The organism is Halarcobacter mediterraneus (assembly GCF_004116625.1).
Classification (GTDB): domain Bacteria; phylum Campylobacterota; class Campylobacteria; order Campylobacterales; family Arcobacteraceae; genus Halarcobacter; species Halarcobacter mediterraneus.
Map to the genome: position 1 here is coordinate 297322 of NZ_NXIE01000002.1, position 21247 is coordinate 318568.

Annotated in this window: 22 protein-coding genes; 14 read left to right on the forward strand and 8 right to left on the reverse strand. The window is 27.7% G+C overall.

The genetic code is table 11. From position 1 onward, the window contains the following. The first annotated feature begins 31 nt into the window (after positions 1–31). Entirely contained in the window at positions 32–928 is an 897-nt protein-coding gene (locus tag CP965_RS05625; protein WP_129061102.1) for a DUF4198 domain-containing protein, read from the forward strand. A 26-nt stretch (positions 929–954) separates the two neighbouring features. On the opposite strand, the gene CP965_RS05630 is transcribed toward CP965_RS05625, so the two are convergent. Next, positions 955–1953 carry a helix-turn-helix domain-containing protein gene (locus CP965_RS05630; RefSeq protein ID WP_129061103.1) on the reverse strand — a complete coding sequence of 333 codons (999 nt, stop codon included), beginning with the start codon at positions 1951–1953 and terminating at the stop codon, positions 955–957. A gap of 117 nt (positions 1954–2070) precedes the next feature. Here CP965_RS05630 and CP965_RS05635 point away from each other — a divergent pair, with 117 nt between their 5' ends. From CP965_RS05635 to CP965_RS05675, 9 genes are all read left to right on the forward strand, one after another. Beyond that, positions 2071–4161 carry a TonB-dependent receptor gene (locus CP965_RS05635; RefSeq protein WP_129061104.1) on the forward strand — a complete coding sequence of 697 codons (2091 nt, stop codon included), beginning with the start codon at positions 2071–2073 and terminating at the stop codon, positions 4159–4161. Between the two features lie 109 nt (positions 4162–4270). Further along, positions 4271–6058 carry an ABC transporter ATP-binding protein gene (locus tag CP965_RS05640; RefSeq protein WP_129061105.1) on the forward strand — a complete coding sequence of 596 codons (1788 nt, stop codon included), beginning with the start codon at positions 4271–4273 and terminating at the stop codon, positions 6056–6058. Then, the gene (locus tag CP965_RS05645) at positions 6051–7829 is read left to right on the forward strand and encodes an ABC transporter ATP-binding protein (RefSeq protein ID WP_129061106.1); all 1779 of its coding nucleotides are present in this window, start codon (positions 6051–6053) and stop codon (positions 7827–7829) included. Before CP965_RS05640 ends, CP965_RS05645 begins: the two co-directional genes overlap by 8 nt. Beyond that, positions 7826–9040, forward strand: a complete 1215-nt coding sequence (locus CP965_RS05650; protein WP_129061107.1) for an MFS transporter — start codon at positions 7826–7828, stop codon at positions 9038–9040. The genes CP965_RS05645 and CP965_RS05650 overlap by 4 nt, the downstream gene beginning before the upstream one ends. Beyond that, entirely contained in the window at positions 9027–10196 is a 1170-nt protein-coding gene (locus CP965_RS05655) for an MFS transporter (protein WP_129061108.1), read from the forward strand. Before CP965_RS05650 ends, CP965_RS05655 begins: the two co-directional genes overlap by 14 nt. Continuing rightward, complete coding sequence (locus tag CP965_RS05660) at positions 10190–10738, forward strand: manganese efflux pump MntP (RefSeq protein WP_129061109.1); 549 nt, start codon at positions 10190–10192, stop codon at positions 10736–10738. Before CP965_RS05655 ends, CP965_RS05660 begins: the two co-directional genes overlap by 7 nt. A 65-nt stretch (positions 10739–10803) precedes the next feature. Then, positions 10804–12084 (forward strand): TAXI family TRAP transporter solute-binding subunit, encoded by a 1281-nt coding sequence (locus CP965_RS05665; protein ID WP_129061110.1) that lies wholly within the window; start codon positions 10804–10806, stop codon positions 12082–12084. Between the two features lie 65 nt (positions 12085–12149). Next, positions 12150–13112 carry a tryptophan--tRNA ligase gene (gene trpS / locus CP965_RS05670; RefSeq protein WP_129061111.1) on the forward strand — a complete coding sequence of 321 codons (963 nt, stop codon included), beginning with the start codon at positions 12150–12152 and terminating at the stop codon, positions 13110–13112. A gap of 9 nt (positions 13113–13121) precedes the next feature. Then, positions 13122–14465, forward strand: a complete 1344-nt coding sequence (locus CP965_RS05675; protein WP_129061112.1) for a diguanylate cyclase — start codon at positions 13122–13124, stop codon at positions 14463–14465. A 3-nt stretch (positions 14466–14468) separates the two neighbouring features. On the opposite strand, the gene CP965_RS05680 is transcribed toward CP965_RS05675, so the two are convergent. Genes CP965_RS05680 through CP965_RS05695 form a run of 4 tightly spaced genes read right to left on the reverse strand, consistent with a single transcriptional unit; the run spans position 14469 to position 16695 of the window. Continuing rightward, on the reverse strand, positions 14469–15164 hold the full coding sequence (locus CP965_RS05680) for a class I SAM-dependent methyltransferase (RefSeq protein ID WP_129061113.1): 696 nt from the start codon (positions 15162–15164) through the stop codon (positions 14469–14471). After that, positions 15155–15772, reverse strand: coding sequence for an ATP phosphoribosyltransferase (hisG, locus tag CP965_RS05685; protein WP_129061114.1), 618 nt, complete (start codon positions 15770–15772; stop codon positions 15155–15157). The genes CP965_RS05680 and hisG overlap by 10 nt, the downstream gene beginning before the upstream one ends. Continuing rightward, a complete protein-coding gene (locus tag CP965_RS05690; RefSeq protein WP_206732259.1) occupies positions 15750–16376 on the reverse strand; it encodes a type III pantothenate kinase in 627 nt (208 codons plus the stop codon). The genes hisG and CP965_RS05690 overlap by 23 nt, the downstream gene beginning before the upstream one ends. Continuing rightward, complete coding sequence (locus CP965_RS05695; RefSeq protein WP_129061116.1) at positions 16363–16695, reverse strand: hypothetical protein; 333 nt, start codon at positions 16693–16695, stop codon at positions 16363–16365. Before CP965_RS05695 ends, CP965_RS05690 begins: the two co-directional genes overlap by 14 nt. A 135-nt stretch (positions 16696–16830) precedes the next feature. Here CP965_RS05695 and gshB point away from each other — a divergent pair, with 135 nt between their 5' ends. Then, positions 16831–17862 carry a glutathione synthase gene (gshB, locus tag CP965_RS05700; protein WP_129061117.1) on the forward strand — a complete coding sequence of 344 codons (1032 nt, stop codon included), beginning with the start codon at positions 16831–16833 and terminating at the stop codon, positions 17860–17862. A gap of 14 nt (positions 17863–17876) precedes the next feature. On the opposite strand, the gene CP965_RS14115 is transcribed toward gshB, so the two are convergent. Further along, positions 17877–18053 (reverse strand): hypothetical protein, encoded by a 177-nt coding sequence (locus CP965_RS14115; RefSeq protein ID WP_164970999.1) that lies wholly within the window; start codon positions 18051–18053, stop codon positions 17877–17879. A 4-nt stretch (positions 18054–18057) separates the two neighbouring features. Then, on the reverse strand, positions 18058–18288 hold the full coding sequence (locus tag CP965_RS05705) for a hypothetical protein (RefSeq protein ID WP_129061118.1): 231 nt from the start codon (positions 18286–18288) through the stop codon (positions 18058–18060). Positions 18289–18491: 203 nt separating this feature from the next. On the opposite strand from CP965_RS05705, the gene CP965_RS05710 reads away from it, so the two are divergent. From CP965_RS05710 to CP965_RS05720, 3 genes are read left to right on the forward strand one after another with little or no spacing between them, the layout of a single operon-like run. Continuing rightward, the gene (locus CP965_RS05710) at positions 18492–19235 is read left to right on the forward strand and encodes an SdiA-regulated domain-containing protein (protein ID WP_129061119.1); all 744 of its coding nucleotides are present in this window, start codon (positions 18492–18494) and stop codon (positions 19233–19235) included. Continuing rightward, entirely contained in the window at positions 19228–20010 is a 783-nt protein-coding gene (locus CP965_RS05715) for a threonine/serine exporter family protein (protein WP_129061120.1), read from the forward strand. The genes CP965_RS05710 and CP965_RS05715 overlap by 8 nt, the downstream gene beginning before the upstream one ends. After that, positions 20011–20481, forward strand: coding sequence for a threonine/serine exporter family protein (locus tag CP965_RS05720; protein ID WP_129061121.1), 471 nt, complete (start codon positions 20011–20013; stop codon positions 20479–20481). A gap of 9 nt (positions 20482–20490) precedes the next feature. Here CP965_RS05720 and CP965_RS05725 read toward each other — a convergent pair whose 3' ends face one another. Continuing rightward, on the reverse strand, positions 20491–21246 hold the full coding sequence (locus tag CP965_RS05725; RefSeq protein ID WP_129061122.1) for an ATP-binding protein: 756 nt from the start codon (positions 21244–21246) through the stop codon (positions 20491–20493). Position 21247 lies beyond the last annotated feature (1 nt).

The window sequence follows — 21247 nt, forward strand, 5'->3', positions numbered from 1 at the left end:
TAAACTCTAAAAAAATTATTTAAGGAAAAATATGAAAAAAATAAAAAAAGCTCTTTTTTCTACAATAGCTTTAAGTACATTAAGTATTAGCACTTTATCAGCTCATAGTTTATGGATTAACTCTTTTGAGTCATTTTCTCATAAACCTGGTCACACAACAGTTAGTCTAGGATGGGGTCACTCAATTCCAATTGATGATATACTAAACTCTGCAAATGGGAAAGTTATTATAGAAGAGTTTTCTATAACTAATCCTAAAGGAGAAAAAACAAAACTAAAAATTCCTTCAAGTGAACTTGCTAAAGCAAGTAAACAGACTAAAAGTTTTGATGTTTATGATGCAGATATTGCTTTACAAAAAATTGCTTTGAAAAAAGAAAGTCTAAAAGGTGTTTATACAATTCAAGCAAATTCTAAACCTACTTTTTATACAAGTTATTTAGATTCAAAAGATAGACAAAGATTAAAACTAAAACCAAAAAATGAAATTAAAGATATCAAAAAAATATTGATGTCTGTAAAGTATCAAGCAAGCGCAAAATCTTATCTTACTTTAGAAAACTGGACAGCACAAAAAGCTACAAATAAAGGACTTGAAATTATTCCTAAAACAGACCTTTCTAATGTAAGAGTAGGAGACCTTGTAGAGTTTGAAGTTTTATTTATGGGGAAACCATTAAATGCAAGTGCTTCAAGTATGGATTATATTACAGCAGCAAGTAACACTTTTGGTCAAAATGAAGGTTTTTCTTTAATGTCATATATAAAAGAAGGAAAAGCTCAAATAAGAGTACAAAGTGCAGGACAGTGGATTATATCTTGTAGTCACAGAGGAACTGTTACAAAAGATGGACCACTAAAAGATTTATACAATAAAGTTAATTATTCTTTCAATGGAAGTAGCTTAACTTTTAATGTAAAAGAATAAAACATAATTTAAGACTTTAGCTTTTATTAGCTAAAGTCATAATAATTTTTAGACTTAATCAAAGACTTAGGTGTAGTATTAAAACATTTTATAAAAGCATTTGTAAAACTTTGTTGATACTTATATCCCACCATTCTTGAAACTTCAGATACATTATAGTTTTGACTTAATAAAAGTTCTTTTGCCTTTTGCATTTTTAGATTTAAAATCATTTGTCCAGGGGTAGTTTTAAAAACTTTCTTAAAGCCATATTTTAGTTTAAATTCATTTAAAGCAACTTTTTTGCAAAGCTCACTTAAAGTATAAAATCTATCTGCTTTTTCAATCAATTCTTTGGCTTTATACAAAGCATTTATATCATCTATATTAAGTTTATCACAAGAACAAATTTCACAAGAGCACTTACCATTTTGTTCATTGATTATACTATTAAACTCTTCATATATAAACTCTAAGGCTTTACTTTGCATAAAAAGTTGATTTAAGTCTCCTTCAAAAGGAGAATTATAAAGTTCATAAGCTAAGGACTGTAGCCTATGATTAGCTATGCTTTTTCTTAATTGAGAAGAGATATTGTCTTTATATTTTTTATCAAGTTCTGATTTATTATCTAAATGGTTTAATAAGTACTTTTCTAAAAAATCATCTCTTATAAGTAAACACAAACTTTTTATATTTGTCTCATTTTTAAACTCATATCCACCTTCATAATTATTTATATATTTCGTTATCATATCTCCTTTATTAAAAAGAAGCTTTGACTTATCAGTTTTATCTGTATGTATAATATTACCTTCAAGATTAATTATCATATATAACCCTGAAACTTGAGAAGAGGAATTAACTATCAAATCATTAATATTTACCTTTGCATCTGTTTTAAATAATAATATATCTTTTTGAATATTATCCCTACTACATTCAAATAGTCCTATATTATTTGGTAAAGAATATGTAAGATTAGAATCTTTTGATTTATTTAATATAAACTCATCAAAACTATCTAAATCAATTTTATGTGACATTAAATACCTTTTTACTAAAAGAAAATACTTTTTTATTAAAATAAAATTTATTTTTGATTGTAATTATCAGTATAATGTTAACCATTCTTTCCATAAATTTTAATAAAAGGTTATATTATGAAAAAAAACAAGGAACTTATATTAATCTCATTAATTTGTTGTAACTTTCTTTATGCAAATAGTACAGAGACTACAAAGTTAAATGAAGTAACAGTTACTGCAAACAAAGTTGAAGAAAATATTATTGAAGTCCCTCAAAGTATTACAGTAATCACAAAAGATGAATTACAAGAAAAAGGTATAAAAAAAGTCTCTGAAGTAATAAAAGAAATACCAAATATGTATATTCAAAATTCTTTAAATGGAAATATGAGTTCTTTTAGAGGATTAAATACATCAATGTTTACAAATAACAATCCTATTGTAATATATATTGATGGAGTACCCTATTATGATAGATATGATTTTAATCCTTCATTAGAAAATGTTGAACAAATAGAAGTACTAAGAGGACCACAAGGAACTCTTTATGGTAAAGATGCCATTGGTGGAGTAATAAATATAATTACAAAAACCCCTACGAATGAGTGGACAGGAAGTATTCTTGCAGAATATGGAAATGACAATTTTTTTAGAACCTCATTTAATACAAGTGGAGCAATAATAAACAATAAACTATATGCAGGGATAAATAATTCTTATAGCTCAGATGATGGTTGGATTACAAATCATTATCCTACTATGGATAGTGATGCAAATGAAAAAATTTCTAGAAAAACAAGTGGTTTCTTACTATATAAGCCAACCGATGAGTTTTCTTCAAAATTAGTTTTAACTAATAATTATGATAAAAAATACTTCATGGATGGTTTTGGTTCAGATCCAAGTTTAGATATAAATAGTTTAAAGCGTGAAGATGCTGAAAATATTAGTTTTGATGTTCCAGCTTTCGAAAGAACAAAAGTTAATTCTCAAAGTTTAAATCTTAATTATGAATTAGAAAAAATAAAGCTAGAATCAACAACAACCCATAAAAAAATAGATTTTGATGGAGAATATGATACAGATAATCGAGCTCATACTCCAAGTGACGGTTTAAGACAATTTAATTACTCAGAAATTGATACTTGGACACAAGAATTAAGACTATCAAGTAAAAATCAAGATATAAAATGGGTAACCGGTGTTTATTTTGATAAAGAAGAAAGAAAACAAGGACCTTATGGAGCAGAACAACTTTATTATGGAGATGTGTATACAGGAGATGCTTATTCAACTACAAACAGTAGAACCCAAGCTATTTTTGGACAAACAATGATTCCTTTAGGTGCAAACTTTGAGCTAACTTTAGGAGCTAGATATCAAAGAATCAAAAAAGATATAGATGTTACTGCTAAATCTAGTTGGGCAGGTACAGCATATCCAGATGTAAACTACCTTGATGAAAAAACTTGGAATACTTTTCTTCCAAAATTAGCTTTAATGTACTATATAAATGCTGATACAACAACTTATATTTCAGTTTCAAAAGGATATATGCCAGGAGGATTTAACTATTACCCTTCTAGTGATAATAGTTCAGATAATAGCTTTGAAGCTCAAAAATCTATAAACTATGAAGTAGGACTAAAACACTTAGGAGAGAACTATTCACTTAATCTTGCTATTTTTAGAATGGATATTAAAGATATTCATGTTTATAAACAATTAATGGGTGGAACAGTATTTGCTACAAGTAATGCAAATAAAGCTCATTCTCAAGGAATTGAACTTGATGGAGCATATTATATAACGGATAATATTAAATTATCAGCAGCTATTGGTTTAATTGATGCAGAATATGATGATTATGATAATGGAACAAAGAAATATGATGGAGAAAATATAGAACATACACCAAGATATACGGCAAGTATAGGTTTAGCTTATCTTCAAGAAAAAGGTTTATATGGAAGACTTGATATTCAGGCAAAAGGAAAAACTACCTTTATTGATGGAGCAAATAATGATAGCTTAATTGAAGCAGATGGAGGAATCACTTCTAATGCAAAAGTTGGTTACAAAATAGGTGACTTTGATATCTATGGTTATGTTACAAATATCACAGATGAAGATTATGTAAATTCATATATGTCAAAGGAAGGAACTTCTTGGGTAGGCTTTAATGAACCAAGAAAATTTGGAGTTGGACTTAAATATACTTTTTAATCCTTTTTAAATAAAAAATAATCCTTAAAGAATAAATTAGATATTGATAGTTTCTATCAATATCTATATAATTCACAATACAAACCTCACAGTACTTAGGAATTTATAAATGAAGAAACAAACAGAAAAAAAACATGGTCTTTGGGCTATTATGAAACCTGTAATGTTTGAGATAAGAATGGCAATTCTTTTAGCTTCCCTTGGAGCTATTAGCTTAATTGTGACCCTTATACTTTTATCTTTGACATTAACAAGTATTATGCAAGAAACTCCCATGGAAATACTTGGAATAAAATTTAATCTTTTCAATACCATAATCTTATTAGCAATAATGACCGTCATTGCTTTTTTATCAAGATTTTATGCTTTTGTAGTATCCCATTTAGGAGCATTTAGATTAGAACAAATATTAAGAACTAAATTATCTCAGCATTTAGCAGATGTTCCTCTTGGATATATTATTTCAAACGGTTCAGGAACACTAAAGAAAGTAATGCAAAATGATGTAAGGGCTTTACATGCTTTTGTAGCAGACAGTACCCCTATGATAGCTAAAAGTATAATTGCCCCTACTATAACACTTATAGCACTATTAATTATTGATTATAGATTAGCACTTGCTAGTATTACTGTTTTAATTTTAGGATGGATAGCTATGGCATATGCTATGAGAGATTCAAAAGTATTAAGAGAAAAATATGAACAAAGTCAAAGTAATATCAATAAAGCAGTAATTGAATTTGCTCAAGCAATGCCAGTAGTGCGAACTTTTGATGATGGAACAAGCTCTTTTAAAAGATATAATGATTCACTTCTAGCATATAAAGAAAACCTAAGTAATTGGATGAAAATAAGTGCTATTTCTGCAAAATTAGGTATGATAATTTTAAGCCCTCTTCCAACACTTTTAGCTGTTCTATTAACAGGAACAATACTTTTAAACAATGATTCTTTAGAACTTTTTGCTTTAATTTCAGCACTTTTTTTAAGTACTGGAATGGCAGATGCAATGATGCCTGTTATGTGGCTTCAAAACTTTATAAAAAAATCTCAAGCTTCAGCCTTAAGAATTCAAGAAGTTTTAGATATTCCTTCTCTTCCTATTTCAAAAGAACCTAAAACTCCTAAAAACTTTGATATTGAGTTTAAAAATGTCTCTTTTAAGTATGATAATATAGAAAACTATGCTTTAAAAAATATAAACCTTAGAGTGCCAAATGGAAGTGTTACTGCATTAGTTGGACCAAGTGGAGCTGGTAAAAGTACAGTAGCAAAACTAATTCCTAGATTTTGGGATGTTAATAGTGGAGAAATAAATATAGGGGAAGTTAATATAAAAGAAATAAGCCCTCAAGTTCTAATGGATACTGTCTCTTTTGTTTTTCAAGATACTTTTCTTTTTCAAGACACAATTTACAACAATATAAAAATGGCAAATTCAAAAGCTAGCAAAGAAGATGTAATAAATGCAGCTCGTGCTGCTCAAATACATGAGTTTATAAAAACTTTACCAAATGGTTATGACACTATGGCAGGAGATAGAGGGGCGAATCTATCAGGTGGACAAAAACAGAGAATTACTATTGCAAGAGCTATATTAAGAGATACTCCAATTGTTGTACTTGATGAAGCAACAGCTTTTGCTGATCCAGAAAATGAAGAAGAAATTGTAAAAGCATTAGCAAATCTAACTGTAAATAAAACAGTTATTATGATTGCACATCGTCTTTCAACTATAAAAGATGCCGATCAAATAGTAGTTTTTGATCAAGGAGAAATAGCTGAAATTGGAAAACATGACGAGTTATTAGAAAACAAAAATGTTTATAAAAAACTTTGGAATAACTATGAAAAAGCAAGTCAATGGAATTTAGAAAAAGGAAAATCACATGAATAACGAAAAGGTATCTTCATTTAAAGAATCATATGATATTACTTTAAAAATAGCAGATAAAAGTGCTTCTTTAGTGAAAAGAAGCTTCTTATATTTTATTATTGCTTACATCTTCCAAGGATTAGCTTTTGCTTTTTTCTTTCCACTTTTAAATAGTATTTTTACAAATGATTTTAATTTAAATAATACTTTATTTTGGTTTGGAATAATTGCAATACTTAGTATAGTATCCTTTATTTTTAGATGGTTAGCTTCAGATTTCCAATACTCTAAAGATATTGTACAAATAACCCATGACCTTAGAAATAAACTTGGAGAAAAAATAAAAACTATGCCTCTTCAAAGTTTATATAAATATAGAACAGGGGAACTTAATTCTATTTTAGCACAAAATGTTGATGAATCAATACTTCATATGGGAATTGTCTCTGGAATGTTTTTTGAAGTTGCTATTGTTCCAATAGTAATTGTAATAGCAACATTTTTTATAGACCCAGCAATGGCTTTAGCACTTCTTATTGCCCTTCCTATAGCTGTACCTGTATATAAATGGAGTAGAAAAAAAACAAAATGGGACAAAACCCAAGGAGCAAAAGCACACGCAACTCTTGAGGCAGATACAGTTGAATATATTCAAGGATTACCAGTTTTAAGAGCTGTAAACCAAGTAGGAGAAAATGCACAAAATCTTCAAAAATCTATAGGAATATTAAGAGAGGTTCAGAAAAAAGGGCTTTATGCTTCAACTCTTCCAATGATTATTATGAATACCTTAGTAGAATTTGTTTTTCTATTTGTTCTTGCTTTAGGAAGTTTATGGATAGCAAATGAAGAGTTTACAATAGGTGCATTACTTGCATTATTAATTATACTAGGAAGATTATCAGAGCCTTTAGCAAACTTTTTAGCTGTTTCTGGAGTGTTAGATATTATGGAAGCCTCTTTTAAACATATTAAAAAACTTTTAGATACAAAAGAGTTTTCTATAAAAGAACCAAAACAAAAACCTACAAAGTTTGATATTAAGTTTGAAAATGTAGATTTTGCTTATGAGGGAACAAATCAAACTGCATTAAAAAGCTTAGATATTCAAATCAAAGATAAATCCCTTACTGCAATTGTAGGACCATCAGGAAGTGGTAAAACTACTATTACTAAACTTATTATGAGATATGATGATCCACAAAATGGTATTGTAAAAATTGGTGATATTGATATAAGAAATATGGAACAAACTACTTTAATGAGTTATATCTCTGTAGTATTTCAAGATGTATATTTATTTGATGATACTATTTTAAATAATATTCGTATGGGAAAACCAAATGCTAGTGACGAAGAAGTATTAAAAGCTTCTAATGCAGCCTTTTGTCATGAATTTGTATCAAGACTTCCAAATGGTTATGAGACAAAAGTAGGAGAGATTGGTGGAAGTTTAAGTGGAGGAGAACGTCAACGTATTTCTATAGCAAGAGCAATACTCAAAAATGCTCCTATAGTTATACTTGATGAACCTACCTCAGCACTTGATACCCAAAGTGAAGTAGCTGTTCAAAATGCTCTAGATGAACTTATCAAAGATAAAACAGTTATCGTAATAGCACATAGGCTTTCTACAATTGCCCATGCTGATAACATTTTAGTAATTGAAGATGGAAAACTAAAAGAGAAGGGAACTCATCAAGAACTTTTTAAAAAACAAGGTAAATATTATTCAATGTTCCAAGCACAACAAAGAGTAAAAGAGTGGAATGTAAAGAGTACTATAGAATGAAGAAAAAGCTTACACTCAAAGAGTTTACTCTTCTAATAAGCCTATATACTAGTCAGTATATAGGCTTTGCTTTTTTTGCTGAAGCATTTATTGGAATATTAAGACAAAATAAAATGCCATTAGAAAACTTAGGTCTAATATATATGTTAGGACTATTTTGGGTATTTCGCTTTTTATGGGCTCCTTTTATTGACAAAATAAAGTTCAAAATAGGACACTATAAAGGGTGGATTATTATTTTTCAGCTTTTAATGGTTACAACTCTTCTGACAATAGGACAGTTTAGTCTTATAAATAATTTGCAAACTATCATTTTATTAAGTGTATTTTTTGCTTTTACTGCTGCTTCTCAAAGTATTGCTTTAGATGGACTTGTATATAAAAATGTCTTTAAAAAAGAGCGGTCTTTTGCTATGTCCATAAAAGCAGCAAGTGGTCTTTTAGGAATGGTTCTAGGAGGAGGTGTAGGTCTTGTTCTTTATACTCATTTAGGATGGGAGTTTACAATGACAATAGTTTCAATAACTATGTTAATAGCACTTATTCAAATAATTTTTTATAAAGAATCAAATCAAAAAAAAGTACAAGTTACTACAGAACTCAATTATAAGCAGTTTATCTCTTTTTGGAAAGGGAGAGATAAAAAGCAATGGCTTTTACTTTTATTTTTATATCCAGCAACAATTAGCTCAGCATACGGACTTATTACTCCAATGCTTGTTGACTTGGGATGGAGTCTAGATAAAATTGGATATGCTGTCCATATTATAGGTTATAGTATAGGAGTACTTGCCTCATTCTCAACCACTTGGTTTATAAAAAGATATGGAAAAAAAACTGTTTTAGTTGGTGCTTCATTAGGACAATGTTTTGGAATGTTGTTGCTATTAATCCTTTTTCATAATAATGAAACTATCTCAACAATTTTAATTGTTGGGATTATTTTTTCATTCTATACTCCATCAAGTGTTATTATGACAACTTTAATGATGGATAAAGCCTCAAAAAAAACACCAGCTGCTCAATTTGCAGCACAACATAGTGTATATATGCTTTCAGGAATTATATTTGCGACCTTAGCAGTTTCTTTTGCAGGTATTTTAGGATATACAAATATAGTTTTAATTGGAGCATTTATAGGATTATTAGCTGCTTATGTTTCATATAAAATAGAATTAGAGAAAGAGAAATTAAAAAATGAAAGAAATTAAAATATTAATGATTGTCAATGTTTTATGTATATCAGCAATGATGGCATTCTTAGCAGTAGTAGGACCTATTATAAGGGAACTACATCTAGAAGAGTGGCATGCAGGGTTAACAGTGGCTATTGCAGGAGTTTTATGGGTTTTATTATCTAGATACTGGGGAAGAAAAAGTGATATAGTAGGACGAAAACCTATTTTAGTAATAGGCGTAGCAGGAGTAGCTATATCATATTTAGTATTAGCAATATTTATTGATAATGCTATTATCTCCCCACCTGCTGTGATAGTCTCATTATTTATATTAATTCTTACAAGAGGTGGAATAGGAGCTTTCTATTCAGCTATTACTCCTGTATCAAATGCTTTAATTGCTGATCATATTGAAAAAGAAAAAAGAACAGGATATATTGCAAAACTTGCTGCAAGTAGTGGAATAGGAATGGTAATAGGTCCACCTATAGGTGGATATCTTGCAAATTTTGGATTAAGTACACCCCTTTATACTTTTGCTATTTTACCTTTACTTGGAACAATTGCATTGTATATGATACTACCCCATGAAAAACCTGTGACAACAGAAAAAACTCCTATTTTAAAAGTTTTTGATGAAAGACTAAGAATACCCATGTTTGCAGCATTTATAACTATGTTTTCCATTGTAACTGCTCAAGTTTGTCTAGGTTTTTATATTATTGACAAATTTGGATTAGACTCTTTAAAGGCAGCTGAAATGACTGGTTATATATTAGCTTGTGTTGGATTTTCCTTTATTATATCGCAAATATTAGTATCAAAAAGTAAAATTGAAGCAACAAAACTTCTTAAATATGGTGCTTTTATAGGAATGGTTGGATATATTCTTGTATTTTTAATGAATTCAGAACTTATTTTAACACTTGGTTTATGCCTTGGTGCATTTGGGATGGGAATACTTTTCCCAGCTTATCAAACTCTAGCCGTGAACTTAGTAAAAAAAGAAGAACAAGGTGCATCTGCTGGTACAGTAAGTGCAGCTCAAGGTATAGGAATGATTATTGGACCGCTTGCTAGTACAATAATTTATAAACTTGACCCAACTGCTCCTTTTATACTTGTAAGCTTATTATTTTTTCTATTAGGTATAATTTCATTTAAATATGATAGGAAAGAGAGATGTTAGAAGTCATAATTTTGGCAATTGCACTAAGTATGGATGCATTTGCTGTATCTATTGGACTAGGAATCAAAAATCAAAAAAGTCTAAGAAGTTTAGCAGTTACTGCTGGTTTATATTTTGGGATATTTCAGGCTTTAATGCCTTTTATTGGTTATATTGGTGGTGTTGGATTAAAAGATATTATTGGAGGGTATGATTACTGGATTGCTTTTGTTCTTCTTTTATTAATAGGTGGAAAAATGATTTATGAAGCCTTTGGAGAAAATGTAGAAGATGAAATAAGTATAATATCTCATAAAATCTTATTAACCCTTGCAATTGCAACAAGTATTGATGCAATGGCAGCAGGTTTTTCACTTCACTTATTTAATTTAAATGTTTATTTATCTCTTTTAATTATTGGACTTACAACTTTTATTATTAGTATTATTGGTGTTTATATTGGTTCCAAAGGTGGAGCAAAATATGAAAGTAAAGCTGAAATTTTAGGTGGAGTTATCCTTATTATTATTGGATTTAAAATCCTTCTACAAAATTTATTCTAAATAAACTATTATTACTTTCTCTTTTATTTTTCTAAGTTATAATAAGAAAAAATAAAAGAGAAAAAATGAAATATAAAATCCTTACTGTAACTCTTCCTGTTATTTTACTGATAATTGCTACTTTTTATATAACTATACAGTTTATTCAACCAGCACCAAAAAAAGAGATTACAATTGCTACAGGCTCAAAAACAGGAAGTTATTATAAAACTGCCCTAATCTACAAAGAGTTATTAGAAAAAGAAAATGTAAAAGTTAATCTATTAACTTCAGCAGGTTCTATTGAAAATATAAATTTATTAAAAGAAAATAAAGCTGATGTAGCTTTTATTCAAAATGGGACTATTTTAGAAAAAAATGTTTCGAATATAAAATCTCTTGCTTCAATTTATTATGAACCTTTATGGGTATTTTATAGAAATGAAGGGTTTAATGTTGATTATATAATTCAATTTTTCTCAAAAAAAATAGCTATAGGAAAAGAAGGAAGTGGCACTAAAGATTTAAGTGAAAAAATATTAGCAGATAATGGAATAAACAATGAAAATTCACAAATTTTTCATTATGATTTACAAAAAGCAAAAGAAGAACTAGAAAAAGGGAATATAGATACAATGTTTATCGTTTCTTCTCATAAATCACAAATAATTGAAGATCTTTTAGCTAATCCATATATAAATATTTTGAGTTTTAAAAGAGCAAAAGCTTATAGCAGGAAATATCCTTTTTTAGAAGCTTTAACTTTATATGAAGGTACATTAGATTTATTTAAAAACCTTCCAGATGAAAATATAAGTTTACTTTCTACTACTGCAAATCTTGTGGTAAAAGAAGATTTTTCAGAAGAGTTAATAAGACTTCTTCTAAAAAAACTAAAAGAAGTTCATAATAAAAAAGAACTTTTTTCAAAAGCAGAACAATTTCCAAATGACTTAAATATGCAACTTGAAATGCATGAAGAAGCAAGTAGGTATTTTAAATATGGAGACACTTGGTTAGAAAAAATCTTTCCATATTGGATTGCCTCAAATATAGATAGATTAAAGCTTTTAATCATTCCTTTACTTACTTTACTTTTCCCTTTATTTAAAGGAGTTTTCCCTCTATATAATTGGACTATGAGATCTAAAATTTATAGATGGTATGAACAAGTAAAAGAGCTTGATAATAAATTAGACAGCTTAGATATAGAAAGTTTAAAAAAAGAATTAGCAAAACTTGAAAAACTAAAAATTGAAATAAAAGAAGAGACAAAAGTTCCTTTATCCTATATGGGAGAATATTATAATTTACAATTACATATTGATTTAATTGAAAACAAAATTGAAAGAAAACTAAATAATTGATTTAAAAAGCTATTATATTTACTTTAGATATAATGCGTTTTTAAAAAAATTTAAGGAAGTATAAATTGAGAATATTATCTGGAATTCAACCATCAGGTACCATACACATAGGTAACTACTTTGGTATGATTAAAAAAATGGTAGAGTCACAAAATGATGGTGAACTTTTTGCATTTTTAGCTTCATATCATGCTTTAACAACTGTTAAGGAAAAAGAGCTTTTAGAAAAGAATATATTTGAAGCTGCTGTAAACTTTTTAGCATTAGGAATGGATCCTGAAAAATCAACTTTTTGGGTACAACATGATGTAAAAGAGGTACTTGAATTATACTGGATATTATCAAATCATACTTCTATGGGACTTCTTGAAAGAGCTCATTCATATAAAGACAAAGTAGCAAAAGGTATAAATGCTAATCATGGATTATTTTCATATCCTGTTTTAATGGCTGCTGATATTTTAATTTTTGATTCAAATATTGTTCCTGTTGGAAAAGACCAAATTCAACATGTTGAGATGACAAGAGACATTGCAAATAGCTTTAACCATCACTACAACACAGATATACTTGTAATGCCAGAAGCAAAAGTAGATGAAGTTGTAGCAACAGTTCCAGGAACTGACGGAGCTAAAATGTCTAAATCATATGGAAATACAATTGATATGTTTGGAACAAAAAAAGGTGTTAAGAAACAAGTTATGTCAATCGTAACTGATTCAAAAGAGCTTGATGAACCAAAAGAGTGGGAGAACTGCAATATCTACAAACTTTGTGAACTATTTATGAACGATGAAGAACTAAAAGATTTACAACAAAGATATGCAACTCCTGGTGAAGGTTATGGACATTTTAAATTAACTTTATTAGACAAGATTAATGAGCATTTTGCCCCATACCAAGAAAGAAGAGAACACTTAATAAATAATCCAAAAGAAGTAAAAGAGATTTTAGAATTTGGAGCAAGCAAAGCAAGAAAAATTGCAAGTGCTAAAATGGAGAAAATTAGATCAATCGTTGGTCTGTAAGGAAAAAATATGATACCTGAAGTATTAGATATAGCAATTAAAGATATAGTTACTATAGATTCAAATAAAACACTAGAAGAAGCAGTTAAGAAAATGGCAGCTTCAAATCTTAGGACAATTGTTATTGCTAGCTCTTCAGATTATCAAATTCTTACAACTTCACAACTAATTGATTTTAAACTAGAAAGAGTAGACCACACAACTAAACTTAAAGATTTGGGATTAAAAAAAGTTAAAGTTATAAATAAAAACCTTAACTTAATTAATTTATTAAATCAAATAAATTCTACTGAAGAATATATGGTAATTGTAGATGAAAATAATAAACTAGAAGGAATTCTTTCTTATACTGATATAATCAATAATATTGACCCTCAAATGCTAATGGAAAGACAAACTCTTGGTAAACTTATTTTAAACTATCAAGCTGTATTTGCATATCAAGATTCGTCTGCACTTCATGCTGTTAAACTTATAAAAAACAGTGGAAATGATGCTGTTATAATCAAAAATAATGATGAAAAAGCTGTAGGAATTTTTACTTCAAAAGATTTTATAAATCTTATTCACTTAGATTGTGATTTAACACAAAAGATTTCAAAATTTATGACAAGTCCTATTAAAACCCTAAAAGATCATTCTACAATTGCCGATGCTTTGGCTTTCATTAGAAAACAAAAATTCAAAAGAATTATTATCGAAAACGATAAAGGTTATGTAACAGGTATAATTTCTCAAAAAGAGCTTTTAAGAATTGTTTATAATAAGTGGATAGAACTTATGAAAAAAGAAGGAAATAAAATCTCTAAAACAAATGAAGAACTGATTCAGACACAAACAGAGTTAGAAGAAATAGCCTCAACTGACTATTTAACTAAAATATATAATAGACAAAAATTTGAATCATTTTTAGAGTATGAAATAAAAAAACTTGATAGATATGAAAATGGTTTATTTACTATTCTTTTAGTTGATATTGACCACTTTAAAAAGGTAAATGATTCATATGGACACCTTAAAGGAGACTCTGTATTACAAGACTTTGCCAAGATTTTAAATTTTTGTTCAAGACAAAGTGATGTTGTAGCTAGGTGGGGTGGAGAAGAATTTATAATACTACTTCCACACACTACCATCGAAGAAGCAATTTTAGTTGCAGAAAAAATCCGCTCAACAGTTGAAATACATGATTTTAGAGATAAACTTTCTTTAACTTGTTCTGTAGGAATTTCTCAATATCATAAAAATGATACAAAAAGAGAAATTTTTAATAGGGCAGATAATGCTTTGTATAAAGCAAAAGCCTCAGGAAGAAATAAAATTGAAATAGAAGTTTTAAGCTGTAACGTTTAACTTCTATTTCTTACAGATATAAATTTGCTTATCAGCTTTTTCATCACTATGAAGATTAAAATCTCTTAATTCTTCAAGCTCAAAGCCAACTTTCTTTAGCATTTTTTTTAGTCTATCTTTACTATGATAATATTGGGTTATAAAATCACTTTCTTTTTTAAAATTGTTATCTTCTAACTTAGTAAATAAAGTCAAATCAGTAACTAACTTTTCATCTTCATAAGTAGCATCAATTGCAATAAACTTCTCATCAGAATCTATAGTTATACAACCTTGTGCTATTTCTTCAAAACCATAAAGAGTATTTACATCAAATATAAAATATCCCTTTTCATTTAAAACTTTATAAATATTTTCAAAAAATTCTTTTAAACCATCTTTGGGAATATAATTTATTACATCAAAAATAGCAGTTGCACAATCATATTTTTCTTTTATATCTTTTAAATCAAGACAAGCAACATTTTCCAAAGCTCTTTGTTTACAAGCTTCAATTTGCTCATTACTTAAATCTATTCCAAAAGCTTTTTTATCATTTAAATTAAGGCTCTCTACAAAAAAACCTTGCCCACAACCTACATCTAAAATATTGTCTAATTCTTTATGAAAAACAATAGACATAAACTCATTATGTAAATTATAAACCTCATCTTGAAAATCTAAATAAGGTTCAATTTTAGAATATAGATTTAATCCCATTGAAGTACAGCTTCTATCTTTTCTTTTAAATCGAAAATTACATCTTTTTTAGCATAATAAGCATTTTTATTTGCAATTAAGTGTGCAGAACTTTCCATAATAGTAGGTCCTACCTCTAAACCATTTTGCTTCATTGTTGCACCTGTTTCAACAATATCAACAATACAATCTGCAAGATTTACTAAAGGTGCTAATTCAATAGAACCATATAGTTTAATAATATCAACAGCCATTGCTTTTTCTTCAAAATATCTTTTTGCTATTTTTTCATGTTTTGTTGCAACTGTAATTTTACTTTTTGTCATATCAAGTTCTTGACCTTTTATAAGTCCAAAAGCAACCTTACAACGACCTAATTGTAAATCAAGAAGTTTGATTAAATCATATTCTTTTTCTTCTAGTACATCAAGTCCTACTACACCTAAATCAGCTGCTCCATGCATTACATATGTTGGAACATCTTGATTTCTTACATTTAAAAATCTAAATCCTGCTTTTTCTAAAATAAGCTTTCTATCTTCAAAAACAAACTCTTCATCAAAAGCTTTTTCAAACTTATCAAGAGTATCTTTTGCAATTCTTCCTTTAGGTAATGCAATCGTTAGCATTAATTATCCTTCTCATATTTTCAAAAATTATATCTTTTTTATAAATGCTATTATCAAAAAACTTACTTAAAAGTTCCCCATCTCCACCAGTAAAAGTGAGTTGCTTTTTTTTACTTACTTTTTTTATTGGTTCTATAATTGATTTTAATATAGCATATGATATTGCATCTTTTGTACAAAGGGGGATTTTATCTAAATTTACCTTTGTATTTAAGTCAAACTGTAACTTATGTGAAATTTGAGGATAAATCTCTTTATAAGCCTTTAATCCTGGTAAAATAAATCCACCTTTATGCTTGCCTTTTTTTATGATATCTACTGTAATTGCACTTCCTGCATCAACTAGTATTCCATCTTCAATGAAACAACAAGCAATTTTTCTATCTAAACCCATTCCAACATATTTAGTTTTAAAGTCGATATATGGTTCTAAATCAACAATATCCTCATTTGTTAATTTTAACTTTGCAGTTGCATTATCATTTACAGAAACATAATATATTTTTTCTTCAAAATCTGGGATAGAAGAACTTAATAAATATTTTTGTTCCTTTCCATCAATATTAAAGTGAAAAGTTGTATTTCCAATATCACATAAAATCAACTCGAACTCTCCACTTATTATCTTCTAATAATTTTTTAGCCTTTGAGCATAAAGCAGAACTTATAAGTAACTCTTTTTTCTTAAAGTTATGCTCTTTGTATTGTGATAATTGAGATTCTAATAACATCAAGTCTTCTGCATTTTTCCTTATAAATCTACTTTTTGAGTCAACTATAAAAATCGCATAATAATCTCTATTTGTAGCCGTTGCCACATAAATTTTTATTTTCTTTCTACTTTTTAACTCTTTTGGACTAACTTCTTCTATTTCTTTAAATAAAATCTCTTTATCTAAATAATATTTTGTTAAATCTTTCAAAACTTCCCTTGTATTTAATATTTCCTATTATATATAAACATTAGTTAGTATTTAGTAAACCTTTTACTATTAAGCTAAAGTGTAATGAAAAAAGAAGTATAATATTAAAACTAAATTATAAAGAAGGATTATAAAATGCATGTAGCATTTATTATTGAACATTGGGATAATATTGAACCTCTAAAAAGTACAACTCTTGCAATCATAAAAGAGTGTATGCAAAGAGGACACAAAGTCTCTATTTTATATACAAATGATTTAACAGTAAGAAATAATATTGTTCATGGCTTTGCTAAGACTTTAATATTTGAAGAAAAAATTCCAGAATCAATAACATCATTTTATAAAAAGTGCGATTTTCAAATTAAATTAAAAGCACTACATGCTTTTGATTGTATTATGATTAGAAAAGATCCTCCTATTTCTCCAATAGTTTTTAACTTTTTAGATTCAGTAAAAGATGAAACAATAATTATTAATGATGTAGATGGAATTAGAAAAGCTAATAATAAGCTTTATACAACAACTTTCCATGATCCTACAAATAGCTATCTTCCTAAAACTCACGTTTCAGGTAGTAAAAAATATATAAAAAAAATAATTGAAGAGTCTCATGAAGAAAAAATGATTTTAAAACCTCTTGATGGTTCAGGTGGTAGAGGTGTAATTGTATTAGAAAAAAATGCAAAATCAAATATAAACTCACTCCTTGATTTTTATATTGATAGTTCAGGAGAAAATTATGTTATCTTACAAGAGTATATTCATGGGGCTCAAGATGGTGATGTAAGAGTAATGATGTTAAATGGAAAAGCAATTGGAGCATACCATAGAAAACCAGCAGAAGGAGAAGTTAGAGCAAATATCCAAGCTGGAGGAACAGCCCATAAATATACTTTAACAGACTCACAAAAAAGAATTTGTGAAAAAGTAGGAAAAAAACTTTTATCTGATGGTATTTATTTTGCAGGACTTGATATGATTGGAGATAAAATTTTAGAAGTAAATGTTTTAAATCCAGGAGGAATCACAAATATAAATAAACTTTCAAAAGTAAAACTTCATAAAAATGTAGTTGATTTTTTAGAAGAAAAAGTTCATGAAAAAGTTGAAAAAAGAGCTGAATTAGAATACTTACTTAAAAGACTAAGTGAACTAAGAGAATAAAAGAGTCTTTTCTTTTATTTCTTTTGAAATATTTTATCTGCTAATTTTGCTAAATCTAATTGAGATAATTTTAATGTCTTTTTTGATAATTCACTAATAGTTAATTTATTTTCTATCATAATCTGTGCTGCTTTATTAAAATCCTCTTCTTTTTTTATAGCTAAGACAATTTTATTAATTATGGGATTCATTAATCTATTTACCTTTACTCTGAATAAGAATATCTGCTAACTTTATAAAATCAATAAAAGATAGTCTAATAGTTCTTGAAGCAATATCCTCTAACTTAATATTATTTTCTTTCATCATTTTAGCAGCTGTAGTAAAATCATGGGCATATTTAATTTTATTAATAATATTAAATACTATTATATTAATAGGGTTTTCTTCTTTAAAGTTTTTTATCTCATCAAAATATTCTGCCATTGCAAAAATTCCAAAATAATTTAATTTTTATAATTATAAACTATAAATTAATGAAAATATATAAAAATATCCTTAAGCCAAAATTACATTTTACTACTATGCCTATCTAATAGGCTTTACATTCAATTTTATTTTTTATATTTTTTAATGATTACATTATAAAAATTACTATAAAATTTCAAAAAATAAGAGGAAAATCTACAATGAAATATTTTTTACTAATAATTCTTTTAATCTTTTCAACTAAAAATCTTTTTGCAAAAGAAAAAATTATTGCAAAAATCCCAGAAGCTTCAGGAATAGTATATTCACAAAAAAGTAATACACTTTTTGTAGTAAATGATGAAGGTTCAATTTATGAAATTACTTTAGAAGGTAGATTATTAAGAGAAAAAAAATTAGGTGATTTTGATTTAGAAGCTATAACAATTGATGAAGAAAATAATAGATTATTAGTAGCAAATGAAAAAAAAGATGAAATTATAATTTTAAATTTAAAAAAATTTTCAATAATAAAACAGATGAAAATAAAAGGCAAGTATAAAGGTAATAAAATAATAAAAAAAGGAAAAGATGGAATAGAAGGACTTACTTTATATAAAAATAAAATCTATGCCTCAAACCAATCAAATAAGCCCTACCCAAAAGAAGACTCTTCTGTTATTGTTATTTTAGATTATAAAGATAAAAAGAAACTCGAAATAAAAGATATAATAGACCATGGATACAAAGATATTGCTGGACTTTGTTTTTATAAAGATTACTTGTATTTAGTAAGTGACAAAGGAAATCTACTAATAAAATATGATATAAAGTTAAAGAAAGTAATAAAAGAATATAAACTATCTAAAAAGTATGCACAAGAAGGAATTACTTTTGATAAACACAATAACCTTTATATAGCAGATGATAAAGGTAAAATAATAAAGATGAAATTTAATGAGTAAAGCATTAAGCTATGAAGAACAAACAAAAATAACTCGAGCTATAATTAAAGCAGCTGTTTTAATGCTTGAATTTGGAGCAGAAAGTAAGCTTATAGAAGATATAGCAAAAAGATTAGGTACTGCATTAGGAGTCAGTTCTGTAGAAGTATCTTTAATCCCCTCAGCAATTGTTTTAACAACTCTAAGTAATAAACAAACACAATCAGTGACAACAACAAGAAGAGCACATCATAAACCAATAAATATGTCAATTGTTTGTGATGTTCAAAAAATGTGTATTGAAGTTGAAAAAAATAAAAAAAATGTAGACTTTGTTTTTCAAACGATAAAAAACATTAGACCAAATCATTATAATAAGTGGCTAGTAGTTTTTATGGTTGGTTTATCTTGTGCTTGCTTTGCTTATCTTTATGGAAGTGATATAAATGGTTTTATTATAACTTTTCTAGCTGCTAGCGTAGGCATGTATATTAGACAAGTTCTTGCAAGAAAAAAGTTTGTTTTAATAATAAGTTTTATAAGCACTGCATTTGTTGCTACTTTGATTGCAAGTTTATCTGAAACCTTTAATCTAAGTACTACTCCAAATATCGTAATGTCAGCAAGTGTTATCTTACTAGCTCCAGGTTTTCCTTTTGTTAATTCTGTGCTTGATGCTGTAAAAGGTTATTTATCAATGGGTTGGGGACGATGGATGCAAGCACTTTTACTAAGTATTGCCACATCAATTGGTATTATTTTAGCTTTTGCTTTACTAAATGTAAAAGGTTGGTAAATGGAAGATATAATTATTAAATATTTACTAAATGCTATTTTTTCAGCAATTCCTGCTGTGGGTTTTGCAATGGTTTTTAATGTACCTTCATCTGCATTAAAATTTTGTGCTTTAGGTGGAGCAATAGCTTATACAACAAGATATGCTTTAATGGACTTTAATATACCAATAGAACTTGCAACTTTTTTAGCTTCAACCTTAGTAGGAGTTGTTGCTTTATATTGGTCAAGAAAATATATAATTCCAAGACCTGTGTATACTATTGCTTCTATTATTCCTTTACTTCCAGGGACTTACGCTTTTACAGCAATTATAAATTTAATTCAAATGGATGTTCAAGGGGTAAGCCCTGAACTAATAACTGTTTTTATTGATAATGGATTAAAAGCTGTAATTATTTTAAGTGGTATAGGTTTTGGACTTGCATTACCTTCACTGTTTTTTATGCGATACAATAGACCAATAATCTAAAATTAATTCTCACATAAAGGTATTATAAAACTGTTTTGCAGTTCTAGCACTCTTGCTAGCTCTACTTTGGGAAAACTGTAAAGCTTTTTTATGAACTTCTTCTTTATTTCCTTTATAATCTTTAAAATAAAAATCTACAACTTTTAGATAATCATTTTGAGTTCCATGATAAAAAGATAACCAAAGTCCAAATCTATCACTTAAAGAAATTTTTTCTTCAACACTATCTGAATAATGAATCTCACCATTACTTGCAACTACTGTGCCTTGATTATCTTTATGATATTCTGTAATAAGATGTCTTCTATTTGATGTTGCGTATATCTTTATATTTTTAGGAGTTGCTTCAATAGAACCTTCTAAAATACGCTTTAAACCTTTATATCCTTTTTCTCCTTCTTCAAAGGATAAATCATCACAAAAGATTATAAACTTATAAGGTTCTTCTCTTATTTTGTCAGAGATTTCAATTAAATCGTCTAAATCATCTCTATCCATTTCTATTACTCTAAGTCCTTCTTCTTTATACTCATAGAGAAGAGCTTTTATCAAAGAAGATTTCCCTGTTCCCCTTGCACCCCAAAGTAAAACATTATTTGAAGGTAAATTATTAAGAAATCTTTTTGTATTTTCTATTATGGCTTCTTTTTGTTTATCTATTCCAACTAAATCATTAAACCTAAGTTCATCAATATATTTAACTGGTTTCAATCTCTCTTGTTTTGCTCTATAAATGCTTGCATATGTATTTTGCCAATCTATCATC